Source organism: Prosthecobacter debontii, assembly GCF_900167535.1.
GTDB lineage: Bacteria > Verrucomicrobiota > Verrucomicrobiia > Verrucomicrobiales > Verrucomicrobiaceae > Prosthecobacter > Prosthecobacter debontii.
This window is the reverse complement of record NZ_FUYE01000007.1, coordinates 291871-318803: the sequence shown is the minus strand read 5'-3', so window position 1 is coordinate 318803 and position 26933 is coordinate 291871. Positions and strand designations below refer to the sequence as shown.

Below are 26933 nucleotides of genomic sequence, written 5' to 3'. Positions count from 1 at the left end.
CTCCACCTTCTCTCCGGTTACCTCTTGAAGCTTTTGCGCCAGTTCTCCAACCTGCGCCCGCTCCTGCTCATTGGCCGCTGTAATCTTCAAAGCCAGCAGATGGCCCAGAGTATCCACGGCGATATGCACCTTGGAGCCTTTCTTGCGTTTGTAACCATCGTATCCAGCGCGTGCCCCGCTTTCAGGTGTAGACTGCATCGTGCGACCATCCAAGATCACAGCGCTGGGCTGGGCGTTCTTGTCAGAGAGCATTCGTAAAAGCATGCGCAGATCATGCGCCATGGCCTCCAAGCACCCAGCCTTGATCCAGCGCTGCCATTGCTGGTAAACAATGGCCCAGGGCGGCAGGTCATGGGGCAGCATTCTCCAAGGGCAACCAGCCCGGACGACATAACGAACGGCATTGAACACATCGCGCAAGGAGTGCTCCCGTTGCGGAGCCTCTTCCGTCATGAGTTCAAGGTAAGGGCGGCAGAACTGCCACTCTTCATCGCTGACATCGGTGGGATACGGAGGCTTGGGTTTCACTGTTTTGGCTGCCATCCCAAGCTTATGCCCACTCTTTCACCCATTGTACAGCGCCTTTTCAAAGTTCATAACACACTCTAGCGTTCAAAAAGTACTATCAAGCGCCCGTAACGATTGGATCATCTACTTTCAGTCGGAAGACGATACGTTCATTGTGTGGATCTATCCTAACAAGATCATGGTCACGGAAGAATATGCACCCAACGTGCGCAAGCTTATCGAATCCAGCACGGCTAGCTAAATGTGTAGGAAGACTTGTTTCCACCTGCAAAAACGGCTTGCATCGAGCCGAATGAATCACCCCGATGGTTGATGAGCCGCAGGCACGGGCTCGCCGCAGGACCTGGAGCGCGGGCGTCCTCGCTTGCTGTTTCACGCGTCCTCGCGGGAAACCGTTCTGAAGCGCCGCGTTTTCCTTCGATGGCCGTGAGAGGACCCAGGAGGGGGTGATGATGCAGCTTGGAGAACGGTCGGTCGCGAGACGCCACTGACAGCGCGCGAGGACGCGTGCGCTCCAGCTCGATCCAACGCTTTGGCCTGCCAAGGCTTCCCTGTCGGCCACATCACTCATCTCGATATTGGAATATCGAGCTACGGGCTGGCGGGCCATGCCTCGCCAGCACACGACGATTGACTTTTTGATCTACCCCAGCATGAGCCACCCAAAAATGCGTATTCGCTCTTCAATGCCAACGGTTGCGTTCACCTCTCCAACACAGAAAGGGCTGAAAACCAAAAGCTCTACAAAACACAACAAAAGGCATCAAACGGCTCACGGAAGAGCCTCTGCGCCAATTCCCTCTTGGCCCCTCTGCGGCCATTCTTGGGCCAGTGCAGCGGCATCCCTGCGAGCGTTGGGAAAACATGCCCTATCCAAAACCAAGCCCTCAAAAAACGCGCCTTCATAAAAACTTTGTCCGGTTTGGTTCGTTGCTGCGGTATATCCACTCCCGCCCGTTTCGTTTTTTTCCTTTCCGTTCCTTTACCAACCATGAGACCCACCCTCCTCACCGCGCTGCTCCTGGGCCTGACCGCTCTCGGGGCTGCCGGACAGCAACCGCAAGCCGCCGCCAAAGCGGACAAAAAGCAGCCCGATAAGAACGCCGTCAAAGTTGATGCCTCCGGCGAGCGCATCCGCCCGGATAACAGCGGCGAGGGTGCCCCGCACGCGCCGAATGCAGAACCTGCGGCGGCCACGAGTGCCCGCCCTCAAGAAGTGGCTCCGCCTGTAGAAGGAGAGCGCATCGTGCTGATCGGCAACGGCTTGGCCGAGCGTGATGTTCACTACAGTCGGATCGAGACGGAGCTGCAGCTGCGTTACCCCGAGAAGGCGCTCTACCTGCGCAACATGGGTCATGTGGGAGATACCCCGGGCTTCCGCCCGCATCCTTCTCGCGTGTCGCAGTGGGCTTTCCCAGGGGCTGAGAAGTTTCACCCGGATAAGCAGGTGCATCGCGGCAAGGGTTTCTTCCCGACACCGGATCAGTGGCTGACCTTCCTGAAGCCCGACACGGTGGTGGCTTTCTTTGGCTACAATGAATCCTTCGATGGCCCGAACAAGGTGGCGAACTTCGAGGCCGAACTGGATGCTTGGGTGCAGCACACCCTGAGCAAAGCCTACAATGGCAAGGCGGCTCCACGTCTGGTGCTGGCTTCGCCTGTGGCGTATCAAAATCTCTCTGCCTCCCGCGATCTGCCAAATGGCGAGAAGGAAAACGCCAATCTGATCCTTTACTCCGCCGCGATCGAGAAAGTGGCGAAGAAACACGGCCTCACCTTCATCGATCTCTTCAACCCGACCCGCGCGCTGTATGCGAAGACGGAGAAGCCGCTGACCACCGGTGGGTTTGTGCCGAATGATGAGGGCTATCAGCAAGTAGCCGAGATCCTGGCCACGGGTCTATATGGGCATCAGTCCCGCGTTTCCAAAGCCGATCCTGAGATGGTTCATCAAGCGGTGAAGCAGAAGGACTGGTTCTGGAACAACGACTACAACCTGCTCAATGGCGTGCACACCCACGGTCAGCGTTACAATCCCTTTGGCCCGCAAAACTATCCGGACGAGGTGCAAAAGACGCGGGAGATGGCAGCCCTGCGGGATGGCCTGATCCATGATGTGGCCAGCGGTAAGAAGACCGATCTGGCCGTGAATGACAGCGGCACCCACACGCTGCCTCCAGTGCCGACGAACTACCAGCCGAGCGTGAAGAACGGCAGCGAGAAGTATCTCTATGGCGAGGAAGCTCTGAAGAGCCTGACCGTGCCTGAGGGCTATAAGATCGAGATGTTTGCCAGCGAGAAGGAGTTCCCGCATCTGGCCAACCCGATGCAGCTTTCCTTTGATAGCAAAGGCCGTCTCTGGGTGGCCACGATGCCCACCTACCCACACTATCGCCCGGGTGATGCGCTGCCGGATGACAAGATCCTGATCTATGAAGACACGGATGGCGACGGTAAGGCGGATAAGGAAACGATCTTTGCCGATAAGCTGCACCTGCCCATCGGCTTCGAGTTCGCACCTGAGGGCGTGTATGTCTCTCAGGAGCCCAATCTGATCCTGCTGCGCGATACCGACGGCGATGATAAAGCCGACAGTAGCGAGATCATCCTGGGCGGTTTCGATACTCACGATACGCACCACGCCATCAGTGCCTTCACGGCCGATCCGAGCGGTGCCATCATGATGTGCGAGGGCGTGTTCCTTCACTCGAATGTGGAGACCCCGTATGGCCCGGTGCGCTGCGTGGATGGCGGTTTCTACCGCTACAGCCCGCAGCGCGGCCAGCTGGAGCGCACCATCCAGATGGCCATCCCAAACCCCTGGGGTTTTGTGTTTGATCGCTGGGGTCAGGATTTCCTCCTGCACACCTCTGGCACGACCATGAACTGGGCCCTGCCTGTGGAGGTGAAACCCACCTTTGGCAGCAAAACTCCCTCCGCCCCCGACCTGGTGCCCGAGGGGCACAAAGTCCGCCCCACCAGCGGTCTGGAGGTGGTCTCCTCGCGTCATTTCCCCGATGAAGTTCAGGGTGACCTGATCTATTGCAATTCCATCGGGTTCCTCGGCATCAAGCAGGTCAAGATCGAGGACGACAGCACCGGCTGGAAGACCTCCCATCGTCACGACTTGCTGAAGAGTACGGATGGTAACTTCCGCCCGGTGGATCTGGAATTCGCCCCCGATGGCAGCCTCTATGTCATCGACTGGCACAACGTGCTGATCGGTCACATGCAGCACAACGCCCGTGACCCGCTGCGTGACCACGTGCATGGCCGCATCTACCGCATCACCTACCCGAGCCGCCCGCTGGTGAATCCCGTGCAGGTGGCCGGAGCCACGGTCCCCGCCCTGCTGGGAAACCTCAAGCAACCTGAGCTGCGCACCCGCTATCGCACCCGCAATGAGCTGCGCGGCCACTCCGCCAGCGATGTGCTTCCTGCGGTGAAAACCTGGGTCAGCGGCCTGGATCAAAACGACGCTCAGTATGAGCACAACGTCCTGGAAGCGCTCTGGACCACCTGGGGCCTGAACGCCGTCGATGAAACTCTGCTGCGCCAGCTTCTGAACGCCAAGGACTACCACGCCCGTGCCGCCGCTGTGCGAGTGCTGCGTTATAACATGCACCGCATCGCCGACCACGCCGCGCTGCTAGAAAAAGCCGCTGCGGATGAGAACGGCCGTGTGCGTCTGGAAGCCATCGTCGCCGCCTCGTGGATGACGGACATCCCTGCCGCCAAGAAGATCGTCGCCATCGGCCAATCCAAGCCGCTGGACGTCTGGAGCGAAAACGCCGCCAAGACGGCTGCGGATCGCCTCGCGGGTGTGGCTGAAGTCGAGAAGCCCGAGTTCGCCTCCGTGCCCGTGCCCGCCTACCTCGATGCTGCTGCGAAGAAGCAGTATGAGGAGGGTCAGAAGATCTACCACCGCGAAGGCCACTGTGTCACCTGTCATCAGCCGAATGGCAAAGGCCTGGATCCTGCCTTCCCCTCCCTGGAGAAGAGCCCCTGGGTCGTGGGTGAACCTGAGCGCCTGATCAAGATCGCCATGTATGGCCTGATGGGCCCCATGGAAGTGAACGGCAAGAAATACGATGGTCAGGTGCCGATGACTCCCTTCGCCGGCATGCTGAAGGATGAGGAAATGGCTGCCGTGCTCACCTTTGTGCGCAACAGCTTCGGCAACAAAGCCGACCCCATCCAGCCTGCCCAGGTGAAAGCCATCCGCGATGCCAACCCTGGCCGCATGATGTTCTACACCACCGAGCAGTTGCTGAAAGAGCACCCGATGAACTAGGCAGGGCACCTCTCCGAGTCCTTTATCCAACCCCTGAAGGCCACGTGTCTTCAGGGGTTTTGATGTTCTGGGTTTAATTTACAAAGCCGCCAAGGCTGCAGCGGCCACCTCGGCGGTGCGTTCCAGATCGGGCTTCGCATGGGCCATGCTGATGAAGCCGGTCTCGAATTGGCTCGGGGCGAAATAGACGCCGTTGTCCAGGCAGTGATGGAAGAACTTGCGGAAGGCGGCGAGGTCGGCGGTCTTCGCATCCTGGAGATTGTGTACCTCCTTCTCGGTGAAGAACAGGCAGAACATGCTGCCTTTCCGATACCAGCGATAGCCCAGGCCCTTGGTCTTCAGAATGTCCAGCACGGCGTCTTCCATGATCTGGCCAATTTCTTCCAGATAAGCATAGCCCTTTTGACGCTCGATCTCGCGCAACTGCGCCAGACCTGCCGCCATGGCCACGGGATTGCCGCTCAGGGTGCCGGCCTGATACACCGGCCCCAGAGGCGCGAGGTAGTCCATGATCTCGGCACGGCCGCCAAAGGCTCCCACGGGCAAGCCGCCGCCAATGACCTTGCCAAAGCAGCTCAGATCTGGCGTGATGCCCTCCAGCTCCTGTACACCGCCTTTGGCGAGGCGGAAGCCGGTCATCACTTCATCGAAGATCAACACCGTGCCGTGCTTCGCCGTGATGTCGCGCAGCTTTTGCAGGAAGCCGGGCTTGGGTAAAATGAGGCCCGCATTCGCCGGGTAAGGCTCCACGATCAGTGCGGCGATTTCATGGCCCTTGACTTCAAACAGCTCCTCCAGGGCCGCTTCATCATTGAAGGGTAGCACGGTGGTCAGTTCAGCAAAGGCCGCAGGCACCCCTGCACTGTCGGGGTTGCCATGGGTGAGGGCACCACTGCCGGCCGCCACGAGCAGGCTGTCTGAGTGGCCGTGATAGCAACCATCGAACTTCACCAATCGATTCCGGCCCGTAAAACCACGGGCGAGGCGAATGGCGGACATGGTAGCTTCCGTACCACTGCTGACCATGCGCACCTTTTCCACGGAGGGCACCCATTCACAGATGGTGCGGGCCATGTCCACCTCGTAGGGGTTGGGGATGCCAAAGCTGACACCATCCTTCGCCGCCGTATGGATGGCTTCCAAAACCGGCACCGGCGCATGACCCAGGATCGCAGGGCCCCAGGTGCCTACGTAGTCGATCATATCCCGCCCATCCACGTCCCAGATGCGGCAGCCTTTGGCCCGGCGCACGAAGAAAGGATCCCCGCCGACATTGCGAAAAGCACGAACGGGGGAGTTCACTCCACCAGGGATGTATTGCTTGGCCAGATCGAAGAGTTTCGCAGAGAGGGGTCCGTTGGGCATGGGGGAATGGATACGCGGAAGCTTTGACACGTCGAACAAAAGCTTTCCTCCCGGCGTCTCAGTTTGATAACCTCACTCTCCTGACATGAAAACGACCCTGTTTTTCCTGGTGGTCATTGCTGCGCTTGGCTGGAGCAGTGTGGCATCGGCCCAGCTTTCCAGCAGCCGTAAATCCTCCCTTCTCGCCCCTGAGCCCGGCACGATCGACGTCGAGGACATGCTGAAAAAACCGGTGACGCTGAAGGTTCTCCAGGAAGCGCCCATCTACACCCGCTCCACCATGCAGCAGGCCCTGGGTTCCATGCCCCCGGGCACCCTCGTGAAGCTGGTGGGACTGTCCGATACCGCCTACCGAGTGCGGGGGCGGGCACGCCATGGTGATGTCTCCGGCTGGATGCGCATGGGAGATCTGCTTTCCCCCGATCCAAATCTGGTGCCCAATCTCAAAAAACTGCATCAGCGGCAAACGGAGGTGGAGGCCCTGATCGCCGCCAAACAAATCGCTTTGGGCATGACGGCTGAAGAAGTCCACGCCAGCCTGGGTAAACCCAACCGCAAATCCAGCAAGCTCAGCGCGGCGGGTAAGGAGGAAAAGCTGGAGTATGTGGTCTATGACCGCATCCCCCAATACAACACCAGCATCGATGCCCTAGGCCGCCCGGTGCAGACGGTGGTTTACATCAAGGTGGAGACCGGCAGCATGGCGGTGAATCTGAAAAACAACGTCGTGGAAAGCATCGAAGAAACCAAGGGAAATCCCCTCGGTACCGGTGGTGTCAAAATCGTGCCCGGACCGATCATCTTTGGCTGGTGATGTGGGTGGAGAGCGTTGGCAGTGGTTGGCTCTTGTTTGTAGTGTTTTGAAGAGGCCCACACTGCTGGATGCAGCTCCTTTAACCGCAGAGACGCGGAGAGGGGATTTTAGATTCTGGGTTTGGATGGAGGCTGGAGTTCGGAGCCCCGGCTTCAGCCGGAAAAGGAGACGAGAGTTGAGGGGAGTTTTTGATAGGATGACACGATTCGCAGGAGGAACAGGACCGGGCGAATGAAGGCTGAGCCACGCGGCAGCGCAGTAGCTCGATTTTCCAAAATCGAGTGTCGAGATGGCTGACAGGGAACGCACCGCAAGCCAGCGTATCCCAGTGGTCCGCACACTCCGTGTGCGGGTTCCCGCGTGGAGTCCATGTGAGATGGCATTCATCCTCAGGCCCCGCAGTCGGGACTCTACAAAATACCCTCCTGTGCGGAGCTCAAAACGAAACGAAATGCATCTCGTTAGGCCTTCGCCGCGGCTATCCGCACACGGAGTGTGCGGGCCACCTTCTACTGCATCAGCCGTAAAGCCTCTCGGATGAGCTTGTCCGCACGCACGGGTTCCGGCGCTGTCTTCGCCAACTCGTTCACGGTTTTCTGCGCCTCCGTCTGCTTGTAGCCCAAGGCGATGAGGCCCAGGACGGCATCACTGACGGCTTCCTGCTTCGGATCATGCGCGCCACGGGCCACCTGAGCGGCCTGCCAGGCATCCACCACGCCGACTTTATCCTTCAGTTCCAGGACAATCCGCTCCGCCGTCTTTTTCCCCACGCCTTTGATCTTGGCCAGGGCAGCGATGTCATTGCGGATGACGGCTTCTTTGAAAGCTGGCACGGGCATGCCGCTAAGGACAGAGAGCGCCATCTTCGGGCCAATGCCAGAGACCCGATCAATAAGCAGGCGGAACAGATCCCGCTCATCCTCCGTGAAAAAGCCAAACAGCGTGTGCTCCCTCTCGGTCACATGATGATGGGTGAGGAGACGCACCTGCCCCCCCTGCTGCGGCAGCCGGTCGAAGGTGGTTAAAGGAATATTGGCGGCATAGCCGACTCCCCCCACATCCACGATGGCTTGGTGAGGAAAAGATTCGGCGAGGGTGCCACGGAGAAAGGCGATCATGCCCTGGATGAAGCCAATGCGGCTCCGGAGTGCAAGACCTTTGATGCTGGCATCGCGGAAAAGGCGTGCTCAAGTGGGTGCCGACCACTCTACCATGACTCTGCGCCTGCTCTCTGCCTTCGTTGCCTTGGCCTTCTGTTCCGCTCAGGCCGAGGATCACCGGCTCGAGAGCCTGCTGCTCCTGCCGGAGCCGAAGATCATGCGCAACTCCCTTTCCTTTTTTCCCGAAGGGGCTGAGCTGACGGTGCTCACACCCGCTAAAGAGCTGAAAGAAACACCTTGGGTGATGCCCTATCGTCCTGACGAGTTCAAGCAGCTCGGGCTCAGTGTCGAGACCTTTGCAGAACGCGCCAAAAAGGCTGCGGATAAACGACTCGCCACGCTGAAACCGGAGCTGATCAAAAATGCGGAAGGTCAGGTGGCGTATGCCGTCTATCGCAGTGACCAGCCTCTCATGGCCAGCCTGCTGGTGGCACCCTCTCTGCCCGCGATCTTCGAAAAACTCTTCGGGGATGAAATCTGGGTGGCCTTGCCAGATCGGCATTCCCTCTTCGTCTTTCCGGCCAGACCGGAGGCCATTGAAGAATTCGCTGCGGATCTGGAACAACGTTATCTTTCAGACACGCGCGCGGCCAGCCCGGAGATCTTCGCCATCAAAAAAGGCGGCGTGCCGAAAGTCGTCGCCAGCTTCTTGGAGTGAGCTTTTTTTGCCGAAGCCCGGATGAGCCTAACAATCATTGATTTGTATAGGCCTAACCAAAAAACGCGGAACCCACGACTGAGTTCCGCGTTTTTTTAAATCGAGTGTTAACTCGGAAGGATCGATTAGCTGACGGTCGGCAGCTCGAAGCCAGGAGCGTATTCGTCCATGGCAAGCTTATTCGCCTCTTCAGCGAACTCACCGATGAACTTCTCGCTGACGGGATCGAACTCCAGCCATGGACCCACGGAAGCCATGTCAGCTTTCATGTCGATCTGGTTGGCTTCCAGGTTAGCCACAAAATGATCGAAGGTTTCCAGGGCCGCTTTGCTGCCGCTGAGGCGCTCTTTGATCTCTTCGTTGGAGAGCTTCTTACCGAGGCGGTAGGAGACGTTGGCCATGTGGGCCAAGCCAGCCGCATGGTGACCGTGAGCCACATTCAGCACGTCCTTCGTCAACTTACCGGCACGAACCGAGTTGATGAAGTTCAGCATGTGGTCAGGGCCATCTTGGAAGTTTTCAAACTTCTCGATGGTCTTGCCATCGTTGTCATAGGCCTTGGATTCCGCGATGAAACCACCTTCGCAGTGGATGACGTTGCCGATACGAGGAGCCGCAGTTTTACCGTTGATGCGGTAAACAGGCTCAAAGCCCTTCGTCCAGTTCATGTCCTTCATAGGCAGGCCGCGGTTGTCGAAGAGCAACGGTGCGCCTTCTTCAAACTCGTAGAAAGCCATCTGGTTGTTGGCGGTCTGACCATCATCATCATAGCCCCAGCGGCCACCGAAGCTCATCACGCGCTTCGGCAGGTGATTGGGGTTACCCAGTGCCCAGCGGGCGACGTCGAGCTGGTGAGGGCCTTGGTTGCCGATGTCACCATTGCCATAAGGCCACTGCCAGTGCCAATCATAGTGGAACTTCTCGCGATGGATGGGCATCTCAGGGCGAGTAGCAGACCACAGTTTGTAATCGACGGTCGCCGGAGGAGCCACAGGAGCGGGCACTTTGCCGATGCTTTGACGAGCCTTGTAGTTGATGCCTCGGCTGAGAGTCGTTTTACCAATCTTACCGCTCTTCACGAACTCCATGGCGGAAGCCCAACCGAGGTCGGAGCGACGCTGCATCCCGTGCTGAAGCACGAGGCCTTTCTTCTCCACAGCGGCGGCAGCTTCGATCAGCTTGCGGCCTTCCCAGATGTTGTGGGAGACGGGCTTCTCAACATACACGTGCTTGCCATTGGCCAGACCTGTCAGGGCAATCAGAGCATGGCTGTGGTTAGGCGTGGCGATGGTGATCGCGTCAATCTCTGGATCAGCGCAGCACTCACGGAAGTCTTTGTACTGCTTGACCTTGATGTCTTTCTTCGCCAGTTCGGCGACCTTTTTGTCCATCACTTCGCTGTCCACGTCGCAGAGAGCCACGAGACGCACGCCTTTGATCTTCAGCAGGCTGCCGATGTGGCCGGAGCCACGGGATTTGAAACCGATGACGGCCACACGGACATCTTCATTGGCACCGATGGATTTGGCCCATGTGGGCATGCTGACAAGGCCGGCGGCGCCGGCGATGGTGCCGCGCATAAAACTGCGGCGGCTGGTGTTTGCTGGGTTCATACAGGTTCGGTTCTGTTGGGTTTGGGCGCGCGGATCTCTCCGCACGGCGCGGTAAATCGTAGCTTACTCATTACGACACGACCTGCGCAACCTTTCTTCTGAAGGGATGTCAGGATCGAATACTTTTATGCCGAGGCCTTTAGCTAAAGCTTTTAACTGCTCTCCGCTAAAGGCCTAACTAAAAGTGCTTCAATGAGTGAATCAATCGTTGAAGAAATGACGACCGGTAGCGCCGGCTTCCGTCCTATTGTCCACTTCCCAATAGACGTCCTCGAAGATGGACTCCGGTTCAGGGTAGGGGCTGGACTTCGCGAACTCCGCGGAAGCTTCAGCTTCGGCTTGGGCTTCACGATCGATCTTCTTCAAATCTTCTTCGGTGGCGACACCTTCTTCCAGAAGGTTGCGCTTCCAGACCTGAATCGGGTCATGCTGCTTCTGATATTTCTCCACCTCTTCCTTGGTGCGGTATTTCAGCTTGTTGGCATCCGCAACGGAGTGACCTTCCCAACGGTAGGTGGCGATTTCCAGCAGCGTCGGCTTGCTCTCGTTATGAGCACGATCAATGGCGACCTGCACACGAGCACGAACGTCGTAGAGGTCCTCGCCGATGAAGTGATCCCAAGCCATGCCGTAACCTTCGGCGCGTTTGGCCAAGCAGCCCTCATAAGCGGAAGAGCGCTCCTGACTGGTGCCCATCGAATAACCGTTGTTTTCGATCACATAGATCACGGGCAGATCCCAGAGAGCGGCGAGGTTGAGGGATTCATGAAAAGCACCTTGGTTCACCGCACCATCACCGAGGAAGCATAGAGCGGCACCTTTCAAGCCCCGATATTTCAGACCGTAAGCGAGGCCCAAACCGAGAGGTGTCTGACCAGCCACAATGCCGTGACCACCCCAGTAATTTTTATCGGGAGCGAAGTAGTGCATCGAGCCTCCCTTCCCTTTCGAGCAACCCGTGGCTTTGCCAAAAAGTTCGGCCATGCACTCATTCATACCCATGCCTACCCCGAGGGCGTGGCCGTGGTCACGATAGGCGGTGATGACGTGGTCATTTTCACCCATCAGGGAGGTGCAACCAATCGCGACGGATTCCTGACCGATGTAAAGGTGAAGGAACCCACCCATGCGACCTGCCTGATAATGCTGCAAGGAAACCTGCTCAAAACGACGCACCCGCACCATCTTGCGATACAGCTCAATCTTGTCCGCAGCGGTCAGTTTAGCGTTGATCGGAGCTTCGGAAGCTTTGGTGGAGAGGACAGTCGGAGAGGCCATAATCAAGGGTGGCTATTCTAGCCGGATGCAGGGGGGAAGCAAGTCGGAGTCCAAGGTGAGTTCGTCTTGCTCAGAAACACTAGGCCACTACTTTTGCACAGGTAGAATTCATCGGCATCCCGCAGGCCTTTCAAATCCTCGTTGCCATTCTATGCCTCTGGCTAGGGGCGTTTGCATCTGCACTCATTATCCCTGGTGCATATCTGTTCGTGGGGATCGTTTTTCTACCTTCCATCATGTGCTGGATCATTGTGAGCGGAATGTTAGGGTGGGCGTTCGTTGAAAAACCCTTGTCCTCCATAGCCCGAATCCATCTCTTGTGGATTTCGATCATCCTTTGGCTCCTCATCGGTTTCTGCCTCGTCTATGGTATTCTTCATCCATGAAATCGGGCATTCCTCACCTTCAGTTGGACGATGACAGCCAACTAAACGATCAGCACGTCGCCCCGATCGTCACCTGCGTCTTTCGGCAGGATTTAGATGAAGCAGGTGCTATTTGTATCAGCTTCAAAAACTTGCCGGATTCGTTCCAACTCAGGGCACTCATGGTGAAGCTTAAAGAGCAACTCAGTGCTTGGTTCCAGCAGCAGACGGGATCCCGATTGCATTATTACTCCATGGGGAGATTCGATCAAAAGAAGACAACTCGACTCCATCTGGATGGTGGGCCCGCCTGCTCCTTTTTGATGTTGGGTTATGAGCCCAGCCGAGTCACCAGCCAGTTTTTGATCGCCGATTTTTCTCGTTGCGCGGCCCAGGAAGGGCTCAGCCCACAGGCGTTTTTAGAGACTCGAAATCCCATGATCGCCCCCCAGGGCCGACAAGTTTTGGAGCCATTTACAGCCACCATTCCGAGCTGGGATGATTCGGCGGCTCGGATTGTTCTCATCAACAACAGCTCCGAATCCGCTCTCCTCCCCCGCCCTTTTCCTGCCCTGGGAGTCTTGCATGGAGCAGATATTTTGAGCGTCCCCGAGCCAGGCTCGCCCCGCATCATCAACTCCACTATGCTCGTCCCCGAGCTGGAGATGCCCGCTGAAAACGCTCAGGCTGTGAGCACTTTCTTATCCACCCGCAGCATTTCGGGAAGTATCCTTTAGGCCAAAAGATGCACAACTCCGATCCCAATTAATCAGCGGAGCGAGCGATGATGATGTCGGTTGGCCTAGGCTTGCTTCATCCTCTGCTGTGGTTCGGTCTCTGTCTTTTAGGAAACCGGATTGGAACTGCCCATTCATTTGGCCAGCTCTTCGAGTGACCACAGCCTTGATCTGTTTTGCAGGTCCCCGCTTTGCTCATCTTAGCCACGTTTTGGATCTTCAAAGCCCTCACAAAGCCCGAGACGCTCAGACAAGGGGTGATTTCCCTCCCCATGCTTTTGATCGCTTGCTGCACTGAATAGGTCGTTTCAGTGTCGGTTTTGGCCTTCTTCTACCGGTAGTAACCTTCCATTTTGTTCCACATGGAACATTTTGACGGCTATGCTATGGTGGTTTCCCCATGTCCACCAGCCTCTACACCTACCCCAAACACTACGATGTCATCGTCTGCGGAGCCGGCCACGCCGGTGTCGAGGCAGCCATGGCGGCGGCTCGGTTAGGGTGCCAGACAGCGATCCTCACCCAGAACCTGGACACGATTTCCCAGATGTCCTGCAACCCTGCCATCGGAGGTTTGGCCAAAGGTCATGTGGTCCGCGAGATCGATGCCCTGGGGGGTGTGATGGCTCAAAACACCGACGCAACTGGCATTCAATTCCGCATGCTCAACGCCAAAAAGGGTCCCTCGGTGCTGGGTCCCCGAGCTCAATGCGACAAGAAGGCCTACCAGTTTCGCATGAAATGGCTGCTGGAAAACCAGCCCAATCTGGACCTCCACCAAGGCAATGCGGCTGAGCTTTTGGTCGAAAATGACGCCGTCGTCGGAGTGCGAACCAGCCTAGGAATGGTCTATCGCACCTCCGCCGTGGTCATCTCCGCAGGCACCTTTATGCGGGGACTCTTGCATGTCGGACTGCAAAATCAGGCCGGTGGACGCATGGGAGATAGCATCTCCACCCTGTCGGATAGCCTCCGTCATTTGGGCTTCGAGGTGAAGCGTTTCAAGACCGGCACCCCTTGCCGGATCAACGGTCGGAGTATCGATTTTTCCAGGTGCGACCCCCAGCCAGGCGACACTCCCCCGCCCCGTTTTAGCTACCTCTCTGGGGTGGCTGAAGAGGATCAGGATCTCTTTACCCTCAATCACTGGCGTCCAGAAATGTTCCACGTGGAACAAATTCCCTGCTGGATCACCTACACCAATACTCAAACGCACGACATTATCCGGGGTAATTTGGACAAATCCCCCATGTATTGCGGACGCATTGAGGGGGTCGGACCACGCTATTGTCCATCCATTGAAGACAAGGTGGTGCGCTTTGCGGAGAAGGACAGGCACCAGATTTTCCTCGAACCTGAGGGCCGTCACACCCGGGAATTCTACATCAACGGGGTCTCCACTTCCCTGCCCTATGAGGTCCAGCTCGACTTCATCCGCTCCATCGTAGGTCTGGAAAAGGCCGAAATCATCCGCCCGGGCTATGCTGTGGAGTACGATTATTGCCCGCCGACTCAGCTCTATCCCACGCTCGAAACCAAGCGAGTTGCGGGTCTTTATTTCGCCGGACAGATCAATGGCACCTCCGGTTATGAGGAAGCTGCAGGTCAGGGACTGCTCGCCGGGGCCAACGCCGCCCTCAAAATCCAGGGCAAATCCCCTCTCATTTTGAGCCGGAGCGAGGCCTATCTCGGGGTGCTCGTGGACGACCTTGTGACCAAAGGAACCACCGAACCCTACCGCCTTTTCACTTCCCGTGCCGAGTATCGTCTGCTACTCCGCCAGGATAATTGTGACCTGCGCCTCACTCCCAAGGCCGCCGAACTGGGTCTGATTGACGACTTCCGCCGCCAACACACCGAGCAAAAAATTGCCGATCTTGCGGAGGCTCACCGCTTTGCCCAAGCCACCACTCATGAGAGCATGCGCCTGGAAAAGTGGATTCGCCGCACCGAAAACGACCACACTTCCCTGCCCCAGGAACTGCGCGAGAAGTTCAGCAGCGAGATCTGGCAGCTTCTCGAAAACGACCTCAAGTATGAGGGCTACGTCCAACGCCAGGAAGTCATGGTCGAGAAAACCGCTCGTATGGAGGAAAAGGAAATCCCCGCCAGCTTCGACTATGCCAAGGTCTATGGCCTGAAAAAAGAGGCTCACATGCGCCTCTCCCAAATCCGTCCAACAACCCTCGGCCAAGCAACTCGAATCCAAGGCGTGACGCCAGCGGACATTGCTCTGTTGGCGGTGATGCTGAGAAAAGGATGATCCTTTTGATCTTCGGTTTGCGCATGTGAGCGGATGACCTCATTCGCCTTTCCTCGCATCACCCTTTCCTTCATCGCCTTCGGCATCCCTCTCTTCACCCTCAGTTCATGCACCAATCTGAGTGACCGAAAGATTGAGACCGCTCTTGTCATCAGCATCATTGATCTTCACGAAGCGGAATTTGTGCGTCGTAGCCTGATCAACTCTGGCTGCATGCGCCGGACGGTTCAAGTCGTAGCAGACCAGACCTCCACAACGGCTTACATTCGGATTCCGTTGAAACCGGAGAAAGAAGAGACCGTGAGGCAAAGTATGCGGGCCATGAAAGCCTCGATGACCGAGGCTCGCGGGCGAACCGCCAATACTCTCGTTTTTGTGTTCCCGAATGCGACCCTGAAAGAGTGACTTCTCTTAGAGTTCACTTCTCCCGTTCGATCAGGGCCCTGCTCTTCAGCTTCAAATCACGAACACCTTCAGCATGATGAAGAAAAACAGCACGCCGCCAATCATCAGTCCCAGAGTCAAGAGGCTGATATCTCTTTTCAAAACGGCCTCCGCAGGTGCCTCGGGATTATAGAATACCTTCACCTCCAAGCCTGTGGGAAATTGATTCGCCAGAGACTCTGCACTGCTACGCGTATTAAAGCGGCCGTCCATGAAGGTGACCTGGTCGCTTTGATAACTTTGACCGTTCACCTCATAACGGTAATGGATCTTGGCCTCGAACTTCTTGTTGGTCGTCCCAGAACTTCTCTTGGTGTGTTCAACGACTCGGGAACTCGAAATGACTCCCGGAGCCGTCGGCCAATTTTCACTGGCTTTAGACTTAGAAAATCCAGTCCAGCCAAACCAAACCATGGTTCCACAGATGGCAAGAGTAACTAAGAGAGCTAAAAGGCGACGGATCATGTGATTAGCCTCTACTAGCCCAAAACGCATTGACCTGTGACAAGTTCATCGCCTTCATGGGGGATGATCTCGCTCATCTGTTCGCTGAATCGGAGCCCCAAAAAACGGCTTCAATTTTCATTCGGCCTGGTGGCAGTCATCGTGGGGACTTTCGTCCGTCCAGTCAGAGCTGACACCCAGCATCTGGAATACGAAGGCGCTCTCTACCACCTTTATCGCATCGCTGCCGAAAAACACTCATCTCTAGATCTGCGCTGGCTGGACGACACGGGCGCACCCCTTGCCGATTTCGGGGGCTTGCAAAAGCAACTCACTCGAGAAGGAAGAAAGATCCTCTTCGCGACGAATGCAGGCATTTATGAAAGCGGCCCTAAGCCATGTGGCCTAACAATATGTTGTTCAAAACAACTCGTACCGCTGAACACCGCTGACGGCTTTGGAAACTTCTTTTTGAAACCCAATGGAGTCTTTTATCTCGATGATCAAGCAGGCCCAGGCATCGTCTCCACAAACGAGTATCCAGCTTTGAATCTGAAGCCCCGCCTTGCCAATCAATCCGGGCCTCTGCTCCTGCGCAAAGGCGTGATCCATCCGGCGTTCAAAGTGGACTCGCCTAACAAAAGACAGCGCAGTGCCATAGCCATCGTAGCTCAAACCCAGGAAATCATTTTCCTGATGAGTGACCGCGATGACCGCGCACGAGGAAGGGTCACCTTTCACCAGCTCTCCCGCGCCTTGCTACACCTAGGTTGCCAAGACGCGCTCTATTTGGATGGCGACATATCCCAGATGATCACCTCCCCTGCCCCAAACACCAAGTTCTCCCCGAACACCTTTGCAGCAATGTTTGTGGTCACGGATTGAAAAGGCCATCGCGGCGCCGGACCAAGTTACCCTGACCATCCAATCTCACGCCCAAGTATCTTTCCACTTCGCTTGATGACTTGCCTAGAGTTGCAGGAACACGCCTCTGAAAAAGATGGCCCTGATGGCTGACACACCATAGGCCGCTCCCTTCCTCATTCCAGCACAGACCGGCGACTTTCGGCGAGCCTTCCCACTGCGTGGAGATCCTCAGTCCTGTCTGTGTGCTGATCACGTAAACCGTCCCCGATGCAGTAGCCAAAGCCAAACGGTTTCCCTTTGTATCAGCAGCCATCGCCACACAGCCATCTTGGACTTCGTGTGGAATGACAAACTGCTTGGCCGATGGCCAATGCCATAAGATCACCTGACTACCGGTAGCCAAAGCAAGCTGTCCCTGGGTCACAAATGCCACACTTAAGATCGGACCTCGTTGCCAGTTTCGAGAGACGAGCTGGGCATTGTTTTTCAGATCCCAAATCTGGATCGCGCCACCTGGATAGCCCAGAGCGGCTAGGCTGCCATCGGCTGATAAAGTCAGGCAACTAGGGCGATCCACCCCCCAATCTCTCATCAATGGCGGCTGCCCCTGTTGAACGGTGAGCAGTTGTTGGCTCCATGGCACATCCGCGAGCACTGTTTTCCCCTCCGCATCCATCGCGCCGAGACGTACAGGGCCCTGCAGTGCATTCCAAAGTGTTTTCATGTTCCATTTTCCATCGTGCTGAAAGACGTTGCCCTCTCGGTCCAAGCCTAACAACTTGTGCTTCACACACCGCATGGTAGCCCAGCTCCTGCTCGTTTCTCGAACCGACGGCGTCGCTTGATGGCCTTGCCAAGCTAGCCATTCCAAAGTGCGGCTATCCTCCTCGATCAGAACCATCGCCGATCCCTGCAAAGCTGTAGCACACGAGAGCCGCCCTTGGAAACCCGGTAACTTCATCCAAGTCTTTTCTCCATCGATAGCATGTAACTGGGCTTCGCCAAAAGTGGGCAGGTACAGCAGGTGGCCTTCATCCATTGCAATCACATCTCTCAGAGGATGGCTGACCGCCTCCATCAGAATAGGTTTACGTTGGCTCAAATTCCAAATGCCGAGCTTTTCTGGCCCCCTCACTAATAAGCTATCCCCGCGCGGCAAAAACTGGAGATCCAGAACGCCCTCCGTGCGAAAGCTCCACTCTTCACCCGTCTTGTCGCTCAACCACACTCGACCATCCGGCCATGAGGCGGCCATACCCGTGCCATCCTCGGACAGGGTTAGGCTCATGACGGGAGCTGGATACAGCCCTGTGCGCCGATCTGGAACGAGCCCCAATCCATCCAATACCAGGATGCTGCCTGATTCGAAGCCCAGCCCTAAAAATCCGCCAGAGTCTGTCGCATCCCAACAGGTGATTTGTTCCGGCCAGACCGTCGGTGTCTCCACATCCTTCCCATGTTCATCCATCAACGACACACTTTGGAATCCTAGACACCAGAGCTTCTCTTCAGGCGTCCAAATCAAGGCACGTTGCCCAGGAATCGTTGTTTCCGAGGCCTCCCATGAGCCACCAGGACCCATCAACCCCACCGGACCTTGCGCACCAGCCAGAGCTACGTGCCCGTTCATAGAAATGGCCAGCATTTTCATCCGCCCATCGGCCGGAATCGGATGTAGCTCCACCTTCGTTGAGCCACGCTGAACACGCGCCAGCGTCTCACGCTCACCTTCACCCCAGATCATGGCGGCCCATCGTCCCTCGGCAGAAATCACCAGATGACGCAGTTCTCCTGAGGGCAACGAGACGGGGCTGCCGATAGGCCGGAAGTAAGAAGCGTTCTCCAAAGTGGAGGCCAGCATGCCTCGTGCCGCTTCATTGGCCGGGTCGTTGGTCAGAGCGCGTGCCCAGTGGGCCATCGCCCGCACCGGATCTCCCTTTTCATGATCCAGGCCGAGCAGGTAGTCCACATGACTGAGGGTGCGTTGGCTCGCCGTTTGGCTTTCCCGGGTCTGGGATAAAGCCCCTTCCAGCCGAGTGTAGTTACGGACCAAAACCCATGCTGAAACCATCAACGTCAGAGCCATGATCATCACCGCTGCCGTAGCCGTGCGGTGCCGCTGTGTCCATTTGTGAAGCACATATCGAGTACTTTTGGGAGCCGCCTTCAAAGGCAGACCCAACAAATAATTATCTAACTCATCCGCCAGCCCTCCGGCATCGGGATAGCGCCTTTCCATGTCGGCATCGGTAGCTTTCTCCGTGATCCACCGCAGCTCCGCAGGCACAGATTTCAACTCTGGGAGAATAATCTGCGTGCCTCCGTTGTCCGCTCGTTGCAACGGAGTCCTCCCCGTCAGCAATTCCCACAAAATGGCTCCCAAGGCAAACACGTCCGCCCGTGTATCGGCAATATGGCTGATCTGGGAAGTGTGTTGCCGCTCAGGGCTCATGTAGCCAGGCGTTCCCACCACCTGACGGATCTGCGTAAACATCACCTGGGCGGAAAGCGGTCCGTCGAGGGCCTTGGCGATGCCAAAGTCAATCACACGCGGCTCGCCCCTGCCTTCTACGGACTCCGCGATAAGGATGTTCGAAGGCTTGAGATCCCGATGAATGACGCCCTTATGATGCGCGTGCGCCACGGCACGAGACACATCGCGCATGAGCATGACCTTGTCCGGCAAACTGATCTTTTCCGCATGGCGGTCAATCGTTCGTCCTTCCACCAATTCCATCGTGATGAAAGGCCTTCCATCTTCCGTTTCACCGGCATCATAGATCTTGGCAATGTGCGGATGATTCATCAGCGCCAAGGCTTGCCGTTCCTGCTCGAAGCGGGCAAGCAACTCCCGAGTGGTGGTTCCGGGTCTTAGCACTTTCATGGCGACACGACGCCGTATGGGCACACGCTGCTCGGCCAGATAGACCATCCCAAAGCCACCTTCCCCTAACAAACGAATCAACCGATAGCCTTCGACTAGAGGCAAGTCCGCGCTGAGATCCACCGTCGCTTGGTCAAATCCATCTTCGGCTGCGCTACCAAAAAGCACTGCCTCCAGGAAATCCGCAGCGGCATCCGGATCCTGATTGGGTGGCGTCCTTGGAATTTCTTCCATCATTCAGATCTGATTTATTTCAGGCGTCATCTCCGGCGCAGCATTTGGATCATCGACCGGATCTCTGGTTCCACTTGATCTTCATGCTCCACCGTCGCCGCGACGTGACGATAGAGCAGGTTACGATATCGCAGCCGCATCCGATGTAGCGCCACCCGGACGGCGCCGCTGGTCATGCCTAGTCTTTGCCCCATTGCCACAGCATCGGTTTGACCATCCGCCACGGATAAGGCCGGACTGAGGACCTCAAACACCTCCAACTTTCCCTGCGCATCATAATCATGACGCAGTTCATGCAAGACATTGTCCAGCACAGTCAGCGCCCACTCGCGATCAAATTCCTCATCCGGTGTGCGCAGGTCTGGCAGATCCAACGGCGGGGCCCCCTCCTCAGGCTCCGAATCCAGTGACAAGTGAGCCGCCCCATGACCTCGCCGCTGTGCGTTGCGGCTACGCCAGACGTTGGCTAGGTAATGATTAAGCGCCGTCAGCAAGTAAGAGCGGAGCCTTCCCTTGGCTGGATCCACTCGATCAAAGTAGCCCTTTTGCACAATGTTGGCCAAAAACTCCTGGGTGAGATCCTCCGCATCGTGTTCATCAAACCCACGCTTTTTAACACAGATTTGGATAGGCCGCCAGTAGAGACCCACCACCTGCCCCAGCGCCTCCTGCGCCACCGTGTCTCCCCCCCGTGACCGCATGAGCTGGGTCCAAGGCGTGTGCGGCAGCAGGCCCGTGCGAGAGGTGGCACGTTTGGGTGCTAGGGTCGTCGTCATGATCGCGGAAAGATGGATCGGAAATCGCCAAAGGAAAAGCCGATCAACGAAGAATGCCTACCTGCTGGCTCTTATCGCTAAACGTCAGCAGCACTGCCACACCACCACCTGACACAGGGCTGCCCAGGCCGCGCCCGCCCATTCCGGTGGTTTCCGCCGACACCAGGAGCTTCATGGTCGTCAGGCTGGCCGTGCCGCCCAGCAGACCCTGATAGCTGCCCTCCCTCAGGCGGAGACCTGGACGCAGAAGAGCCTCATAACCAGGCGTGATGCTCACATCCACATCCCCGACCCACAGGCATTGATCCGCGCTTTTGGAGACACCCAAGAGCGTGCCCATGATCGCATAGGTTCCGCTGCCCGCATCCACCTCCACCTGCTGAATGGTTCCGATGGTGGCCGCATCCGTTCCTGGAAAGACGTCTCCCTCCTGCATCAGCACCTTCACATCACCGGAGGGCAGGATAAGCAACAGCGCCTGATCATTCGTCCCTTTGATACCGGTGCCGCTGAGTTTGGCCAGCACCAGCACGCGCTCGCCGCCACAGATCCAGGAGCGGACAAACTGAGCGTATTTCATACCTGTCGTTAGGCCGCTGACCTGCGCACCTTTTTGCGCCACCAGTCGCAGGCTGCCGTCTTTCCAGGCCCACAGACCCTCATTCATGCTACCGCTGACACCGCTCAGCGTAGCGCGGACCAGCACATCATTCAGGCCGCTGCTGCACTCGCCTTTGAAGACACTGAACTTCCCGGCGGTCCCCGGCGCGGTGTCTCCTTTGCGTGCCAGGATTGTTTTGGCCGCGCCTGAGCTGAAGCCCACCACCGCATTGTTCGCGGTCTTGTCACCGCTGAGCGCCACATTCGCTATCACCATGCTGCCGGTCATGCTGACCCGGGAGATTTGGCCATAGTTCACACCCGCAACCGGACTTTCATCACCTTCGCGCAACCCATCCAGAACCGTATCTGTCGCCAGATCATGCAGCACGATGGCGCTGTCCGCCGTGCTTGCAGCGCTCAGCGTCGTCAGCACTGCGACCTGAGGTTGCGTGGTGCTCACAGCCATGGCACCCAGGCTTTTGATCGCCTGACCGCTGAAGCCCGCCTCCATCAGCGTATCTCCCTCACGTAGCAGCTGCAGAAGCGCATCTCCGTCATCCCGCACCAGCATCAGGTCATTCAAAGCCGACACCCCTGTGCCGCTGAGCTTGGCATAAAAGGCCGCATGATCACTGTGCTGCGTCACCGGCGTTTGCAGGGCGCTGACCTTCAGATCCCCCACCGCATCTCCGGTACGCAGCAGCAGGTCCAGGCTGCCCGCAAGCTCACTCCACAGACCGCTCGTCTGTCCCTTGGGCGCATTGGCAAGACCCGCCATCAGCAGTCCTTCACCATCCGCATTCATCTGGGAAGTGGTGAAACTGGCAAACGTCGCCCCATTGGTCAACGGGGCAAAATCCCCTTTTCGTGCCAGCGGCACTGTGGGCAGTTGCGCTGCCAAACCTTGCATTAAATAGGCGGCACCAAATCCTTCCAACTCGTTATCGCTGCCTGCCGAGATCACCGCCGTGCCGCCATGCAGTGCAACAAAGCGTCCATACTGCGAGTTATTCTGCCGGTGATCCGCCGCATAGAGTTTGGTGATCTGCGTGCCCTTTTGCAGATCAAAAAGATACACCGCACCTGTGCCGCTGAATCCGCCATCAGCACCGTAAGCGCCGATCAAAGCCAAGTTTCCACTCAGTGCTACCGCAGCACCGAAGTAGTCACTGGAGGAACCATCCGTCGCGGTCAGTTTGTGCAATTGTTCCCCGGTGCGCAGATCGAAGATATAAGCGGCCCCGGCACTGGCTCCAAGATCCCTGTCCCTCGAAGCACCGATCAAGGCGAGGTGACCGCTGGCCGCAATGCTGCTTCCAAAACCATCGCTGCTTAGACCGCCTACCGTACTCAGCATGTGCAGTTCCACACCTGTCTCCACGTCAAAGACATGGACTGTGCTACCGCTGCTGCTGCCGCTAGGCGCGTTTGATCCATAGATCATAACCAGCGGTCCTGAAAGACTGATTGTTAGGCCAAAGCCATCACCAGGATCACCATTACCCGCCATGAGTTTATGCAGCGTTTCTCCCGTCTGTAAGTCGAAGACATACACAGCGCCTTGTGCTCCGTCCTTTTGATAGGCACTCGCAAAGACATAACGATCATTCAGGGCGACACAGGCACCCAAGCCGTCTTCGCTCAACCCGTCCATAGCCGTAAACTTATGTATTTGCTCCCCGGTGCTGACATCAAAGAGATAGACCGCACCGGCGTCGAATGTCACGTCATCATCGCCCGAGGCACCCACCGTTGCGATGTTGCCATATAAAGCGACTCCGCTGCCAAAGAAATGCCTGAAGCTGGGATCGGTAGGCGTCAACTGCCGGAGATGTTTGCCGGTCTTTGGATCACAGACATAAACGATGCCCGCGTCTTCAGCATTCCTATCATTAAAAGCATCCGAGATGAGGAGCCATCGCTCATTTAAGGCCATGGGACTGCCGAAGTAAGAAGCTTCTCCTTCAACATTCTGAGTGGGGAGGATTTTGAGCACTGTGGGTCCAATGCCCGCAACAGGACCAACGGAATACGCCAGGAGGCCGAGATAAAAGAGGGTTTTCAGTTTCATGGGTCGAAGAAGGAATCAGCCAGCAATGCACGGTCTGAGGTTCAGCGTTACAGGTTTGAAAAAGAAAACCCGGACCTTGTTTCCAAGAGTCCGGGTTTTGAAGATCAGCGGTGGAATTCAATCATTGAAGACGTCAGGATTGTGATCCTGAGAATCTCCAGCCAAGGTGTCGCCACCAGGACCGCCAAGGATGATCGATGGATTATAAGGCTGGAGGGTGTCGCCGCCAGGACCTCCCAAGATGATCGATGAGTGATCGGGCTGGAGGGTGTCGCCACCAGGACCGCCAAGGATGACCGATGGGTTATAAGGCTGAAGCGTATCACCACCAGGACCTCCCAAGATGATGTGTTCGGTCGATTGGTCACCCGCCTGATCTGCCAACTCGTCATCGCCTTGATCTCCATAGAGATCATCGCTGCCATCCATGCCATCAAAACCAATCACCAAGCCGGTCATGATGAGCCAGTCGACGTATCCACGCAGCTCGTCTCCCTGAGGTCCTGGAGCATGAAGTGCTGCATGGACTTCGGGATTCATCATGAGGTCACTGAGACGCAAGGTGCTATCGGTGGAGAGATCGCCGATAAGGCCGACAATCCAGTCCAATACATCGGTTCCATTCGCGAAATCTCTTGTCACCGGCACTCCATTTTCATCCAGCTCGATGGGGAGCCGTTCATCCAGAGGCAGATAGTCTGGAAACTCAGCCTTGATGACGATCTGAGCTTGGTCGTTAGGAAAGCGTGTGTCACGGTAGCCATTCTCGACGATGCTCGGAATAAAACCGTCATCCAACCGACGATAACCTACAGGCTCACCCATCTCATCCACATTCAGAGGAAGCATCCCCGAATCGCTGCGATAATCCACGGGCACTTGGACAGCATGCCCGCCATTTTCTGTCTGTCGTGGCTCCTGGGGTTCACCCGTTGCAGCGGCGGGACGGAAGCCTTCTTGTCTGGTTGAGGGAGGCACTTGGAACTGGGGATCCAACGCACTGAGTGGATCCGTGATGAGCCCTTGTAAAATGAGTGGATACCCTTCGGTCGTGACACTGAGAGGATCTGTGATGAGTCCCGCCTGAGCTGTGTTCAGCAGCGTAAGAGCGAGCAAAAGAGAGGAAGTCGTTTTCATGAAGAGTCGAGGATTCAGATTTGAAGTTTAGGTTCAGCTTTATCTGGCATCCGTTTCGCTCATTCGTGCGTCTCATCCGCCAGCAGTCGCTTCGTGAGGGGAATGCACGACTTCTCCGCCGCCGTTACAGACAGGGATTACTTTTTTTCCAACTTCTTTTTCTGGCCTAACTCAAGGTTGGTAATCCTCACCATTCAGACTGCGAGCTACACTCTCCAGCCATTCTTCAAGAGCAGCCTGCATCTGCGGCACGCGCTCAGGCTGCTCGGCAAAGAGGACTCGGCTTTCGGTGGGGTCGGCGCTCAGGTCATACAGTTCCCACTCCACGCGTCCCTCTTTATCCTCGATGCGATGCAGCTTCCACGAACCGTCTAACCATGCGGAATGACCAGGAAAATGATCCACGGGCACTGGATCGTCAATCACTCCCGCATTCGCAAAGAGACGTTCGGGATCTTGGGGTTCTTCGCCTTTGGTTTGAGCATCCAGCAGATCCTTCATCCATTCTTCCGATGGTGTTTTAATCCCGCCTTTCTGGGCATTCCAAAAGCCAATCGGTTGGCTGCGTTCCTTCTCCGCGCCTTCCAAAAGCGGTAACAGGTTGATGCCATCCAGCTTGAGAGACTTCTCCGGTTTCACCTGCGTCATCGCCATGATCGTTGGCAAAATGTCACTGGTCACACAAGGTCCGGTGATCACCCGAGGCTCTTTAAAAAGGGCAGGCCACTCCAGCAGCGCAGGCACGAGAAGTCCTCCCTCATAGACCGAGCCTTTATTACCCCGACGCTCGCCTGCGGAGCCAATCTTGGGGAGGGCGCCGTTGTCACTGCAATACCAGAGCACGGTGTTTTCCTCGATATCCAGGTCTCGGAGTTCCTGTCTCAGACGGCCAAAAGCACGGTCCATGGCCGTAATCTCACCATAGAAGTCACGCACCTTCTTCGGCTGATCTGCATACAGCGCGCGATCTGCTTCCAGAGCCTGATGCGGGCTATGGGGCGAACCAAACCAAACCACGGCCAAGAAACGCTGCTTTTGGTTAGTTTGCTGGCGAATGAACTGAATGGCCAGTTCAGCCGTAACATCGGAACTGTCTCCTTGGAATTGCTTGGCGACTCCCTCGTCACTGAGGATGGGATCAAGATCGAAGAAATTCGGTGCCGAGATCCAATGATCGAAACCACTCGCACCCGGACTTACCGGACTCGCTTTCTGCACACCGCCCAGATGCCATTTACCATAATGTCCTGTGGTGTAACCAGCCTCTTTCAGCACCTCTGCCACCGTGATCTCCTGCGGACGCAAAGGGTATCCCCAGGAAAAGCAGCCGTAGCGATTTGGAGTGCGGCCCGTCATCACGCTGCCTCGGGTAGGTGAGCAAACAGGGGCAGCCGCATGAAAGTTATCGAAGCGGATGCCTTCACGGGCCATGGCATCGAAGTTGGGCGTCTTCAGATGAGGGTGGCCATTGTAAGCCATGTCTCCCCAGCCCTGATCATCCGCCATGACGAGAATGATGTTGGGCGGTTCTGTCTCCAGAGCCAAAGCCGAAGAAACAGCCAAGAAGCAAGATAAAAGCAGCGTTCTCATGGTGGGGTAGGTTTTCCAGAGAATAGAAAACTTGCTTGCTAAAGTCGAGACTAAGCCCGCCTTGGAATAAACAGCGGTCCTTCATCTCCCATGCCTGAAACCACTCACATCTGAAAGTTTGACTGCCATCGTAACGCAATGAGTAGTCGCCACCTGCGTATCCTTTAGCGACCATGAAAACCTTCCTGTCTCTCCTCGCCGCCATGTCCACTGCCCTTTCACCAGCCCTCGCCGCGGATCCAGCCCCTGCCGGCAAAACTGAAATCGCTGTTCTCGCAGGGGGCTGCTTCTGGTGCACCGAAGCACAGTATGAAATGCTCAAGGGGGTGAAAAAGGTCGTCAGTGGCTACTGCAACGGCGCCACCGAAAATCCGACCTATAAGGAAGTGTGCTCAGGCGAGACCGGCCATGCCGAAGCGGTGCAGATCGAGTTCGATCCAGCCGTGATCAGCTACAAAGAAATCGTGGACTTCTTCTGGATCACGCATGATCCCACGACGCTCAATCGCCAGGGCAACGACATCGGCACGCAGTATCGTTCCGGCATTTACTACACCAGCGAAGAACAGAAAAAGATCGCGGAAGAGTCCATGAAGGAGGCGCAGAAAGAAACCGATGGCCCCATCGTGACCGAGATCCAAGCCTTGAAAAAGTTCTACCCCGCTGAGGACTACCACCAGGACTACTTCGCCAACAATCCCAACCAAGGCTACTGCCGCGTCGTCGTCAGTCCCAAAGTGGCGAAGTTCCGCGCCAAGCTGGCCAAAGAAGGCAAATTCAAAGAAGTGGAGTGATCCCGCTCCACTTT

19 protein-coding genes are annotated in these 26933 nt (G+C 56.6%); 8 read left to right on the top strand and 11 right to left on the bottom strand.

The features are described 5' to 3' along the window. On the bottom strand, window positions 1–543 hold a 543-nt coding region (locus tag B5D61_RS12830; protein WP_078813796.1), incomplete at its 3' end, for an IS5 family transposase. Window positions 544–1519: 976 nt separating this feature from the next. Between B5D61_RS12830 and B5D61_RS12810 the strand changes: the two genes are divergently transcribed. Next, window positions 1520–4822: a PVC-type heme-binding CxxCH protein gene (locus B5D61_RS12810; protein ID WP_139373239.1), complete on the top strand. Its 3303-nt coding sequence runs from the start codon at window positions 1520–1522 to the stop codon at window positions 4820–4822. Window positions 4823–4900: 78 nt separating this feature from the next. Here the strand turns inward: B5D61_RS12810 and hemL are convergent, their stop codons facing one another. Then, window positions 4901–6187 carry a glutamate-1-semialdehyde 2,1-aminomutase gene (gene hemL, locus B5D61_RS12805; protein ID WP_078813792.1) on the bottom strand — a complete coding sequence of 429 codons (1287 nt, stop codon included), beginning with the start codon at window positions 6185–6187 and terminating at the stop codon, window positions 4901–4903. 85 nt (window positions 6188–6272) lie between these two features. On the opposite strand from hemL, the gene B5D61_RS12800 reads away from it, so the two are divergent. Then, on the top strand, window positions 6273–7001 hold the full coding sequence (locus B5D61_RS12800) for a hypothetical protein (RefSeq protein WP_078813791.1): 729 nt from the start codon (window positions 6273–6275) through the stop codon (window positions 6999–7001). A 509-nt stretch (window positions 7002–7510) separates the two neighbouring features. Here the strand turns inward: B5D61_RS12800 and ruvA are convergent. Next, window positions 7511–8119: a Holliday junction branch migration protein RuvA gene (gene ruvA / locus B5D61_RS12795; protein WP_078813790.1), complete on the bottom strand. Its 609-nt coding sequence runs from the start codon at window positions 8117–8119 to the stop codon at window positions 7511–7513. 94 nt (window positions 8120–8213) lie between these two features. Here ruvA and B5D61_RS12790 point away from each other — a divergent pair, with 94 nt between their 5' ends. After that, complete coding sequence (locus tag B5D61_RS12790) at window positions 8214–8819, top strand: hypothetical protein (protein ID WP_139373238.1); 606 nt, start codon at window positions 8214–8216, stop codon at window positions 8817–8819. 125 nt (window positions 8820–8944) lie between these two features. On the opposite strand, the gene B5D61_RS12785 is transcribed toward B5D61_RS12790, so the two are convergent. After that, window positions 8945–10432 (bottom strand): Gfo/Idh/MocA family protein, encoded by a 1488-nt coding sequence (locus B5D61_RS12785; RefSeq protein ID WP_078813788.1) that lies wholly within the window; start codon window positions 10430–10432, stop codon window positions 8945–8947. A 201-nt stretch (window positions 10433–10633) separates the two neighbouring features. Next, window positions 10634–11710 (bottom strand): pyruvate dehydrogenase (acetyl-transferring) E1 component subunit alpha, encoded by a 1077-nt coding sequence (pdhA, locus tag B5D61_RS12780; RefSeq protein WP_078813787.1) that lies wholly within the window; start codon window positions 11708–11710, stop codon window positions 10634–10636. A gap of 382 nt (window positions 11711–12092) precedes the next feature. Here pdhA and B5D61_RS12770 point away from each other — a divergent pair, with 382 nt between their 5' ends. The 3 genes from B5D61_RS12770 (at window position 12093) to B5D61_RS12760 (ending at window position 15480) form a co-directional block, all read left to right on the top strand. Further along, window positions 12093–12812 carry a hypothetical protein gene (locus B5D61_RS12770; RefSeq protein WP_078813785.1) on the top strand — a complete coding sequence of 240 codons (720 nt, stop codon included), beginning with the start codon at window positions 12093–12095 and terminating at the stop codon, window positions 12810–12812. A 400-nt stretch (window positions 12813–13212) separates the two neighbouring features. Then, entirely contained in the window at window positions 13213–15075 is a 1863-nt protein-coding gene (gene mnmG / locus B5D61_RS12765; RefSeq protein WP_078813784.1) for a tRNA uridine-5-carboxymethylaminomethyl(34) synthesis enzyme MnmG, read from the top strand. Window positions 15076–15108: 33 nt separating this feature from the next. Next, window positions 15109–15480 (top strand): hypothetical protein, encoded by a 372-nt coding sequence (locus B5D61_RS12760; RefSeq protein ID WP_078813783.1) that lies wholly within the window; start codon window positions 15109–15111, stop codon window positions 15478–15480. Window positions 15481–15531: 51 nt separating this feature from the next. On the opposite strand, the gene B5D61_RS12755 is transcribed toward B5D61_RS12760, so the two are convergent. Next, window positions 15532–15984 (bottom strand): DUF3592 domain-containing protein, encoded by a 453-nt coding sequence (locus B5D61_RS12755; protein WP_176159400.1) that lies wholly within the window; start codon window positions 15982–15984, stop codon window positions 15532–15534. A gap of 63 nt (window positions 15985–16047) precedes the next feature. Here B5D61_RS12755 and B5D61_RS12750 point away from each other — a divergent pair, with 63 nt between their 5' ends. Then, entirely contained in the window at window positions 16048–16848 is an 801-nt protein-coding gene (locus B5D61_RS12750; protein WP_078813781.1) for a phosphodiester glycosidase family protein, read from the top strand. Here the strand turns inward: B5D61_RS12750 and B5D61_RS12745 are convergent. The 5 genes from B5D61_RS12745 to B5D61_RS12725 all read right to left on the bottom strand — a co-directional run bounded on the left by B5D61_RS12745 (window position 16838) and on the right by B5D61_RS12725 (window position 26125). Further along, window positions 16838–19951, bottom strand: a complete 3114-nt coding sequence (locus B5D61_RS12745; protein ID WP_078813780.1) for a WD40 repeat domain-containing serine/threonine protein kinase — start codon at window positions 19949–19951, stop codon at window positions 16838–16840. The genes B5D61_RS12750 and B5D61_RS12745 overlap by 11 nt on opposite strands. A 23-nt stretch (window positions 19952–19974) precedes the next feature. Continuing rightward, window positions 19975–20724 carry an RNA polymerase sigma factor gene (locus B5D61_RS12740; protein ID WP_078813779.1) on the bottom strand — a complete coding sequence of 250 codons (750 nt, stop codon included), beginning with the start codon at window positions 20722–20724 and terminating at the stop codon, window positions 19975–19977. 43 nt (window positions 20725–20767) lie between these two features. Continuing rightward, window positions 20768–23398: a DUF7453 family protein gene (locus B5D61_RS12735; RefSeq protein WP_078813778.1), complete on the bottom strand. Its 2631-nt coding sequence runs from the start codon at window positions 23396–23398 to the stop codon at window positions 20768–20770. A gap of 117 nt (window positions 23399–23515) precedes the next feature. Further along, entirely contained in the window at window positions 23516–24535 is a 1020-nt protein-coding gene (locus B5D61_RS12730; protein WP_078813777.1) for a hypothetical protein, read from the bottom strand. Between the two features lie 171 nt (window positions 24536–24706). Further along, entirely contained in the window at window positions 24707–26125 is a 1419-nt protein-coding gene (locus B5D61_RS12725; RefSeq protein WP_078813776.1) for a sulfatase-like hydrolase/transferase, read from the bottom strand. 203 nt (window positions 26126–26328) lie between these two features. Between B5D61_RS12725 and msrA the strand changes: the two genes are divergently transcribed. After that, the gene (gene msrA, locus B5D61_RS12720; protein ID WP_342753366.1) at window positions 26329–26919 is read left to right on the top strand and encodes a peptide-methionine (S)-S-oxide reductase MsrA; all 591 of its coding nucleotides are present in this window, start codon (window positions 26329–26331) and stop codon (window positions 26917–26919) included. The last annotated feature ends 14 nt before the right edge of the window (window positions 26920–26933 follow it).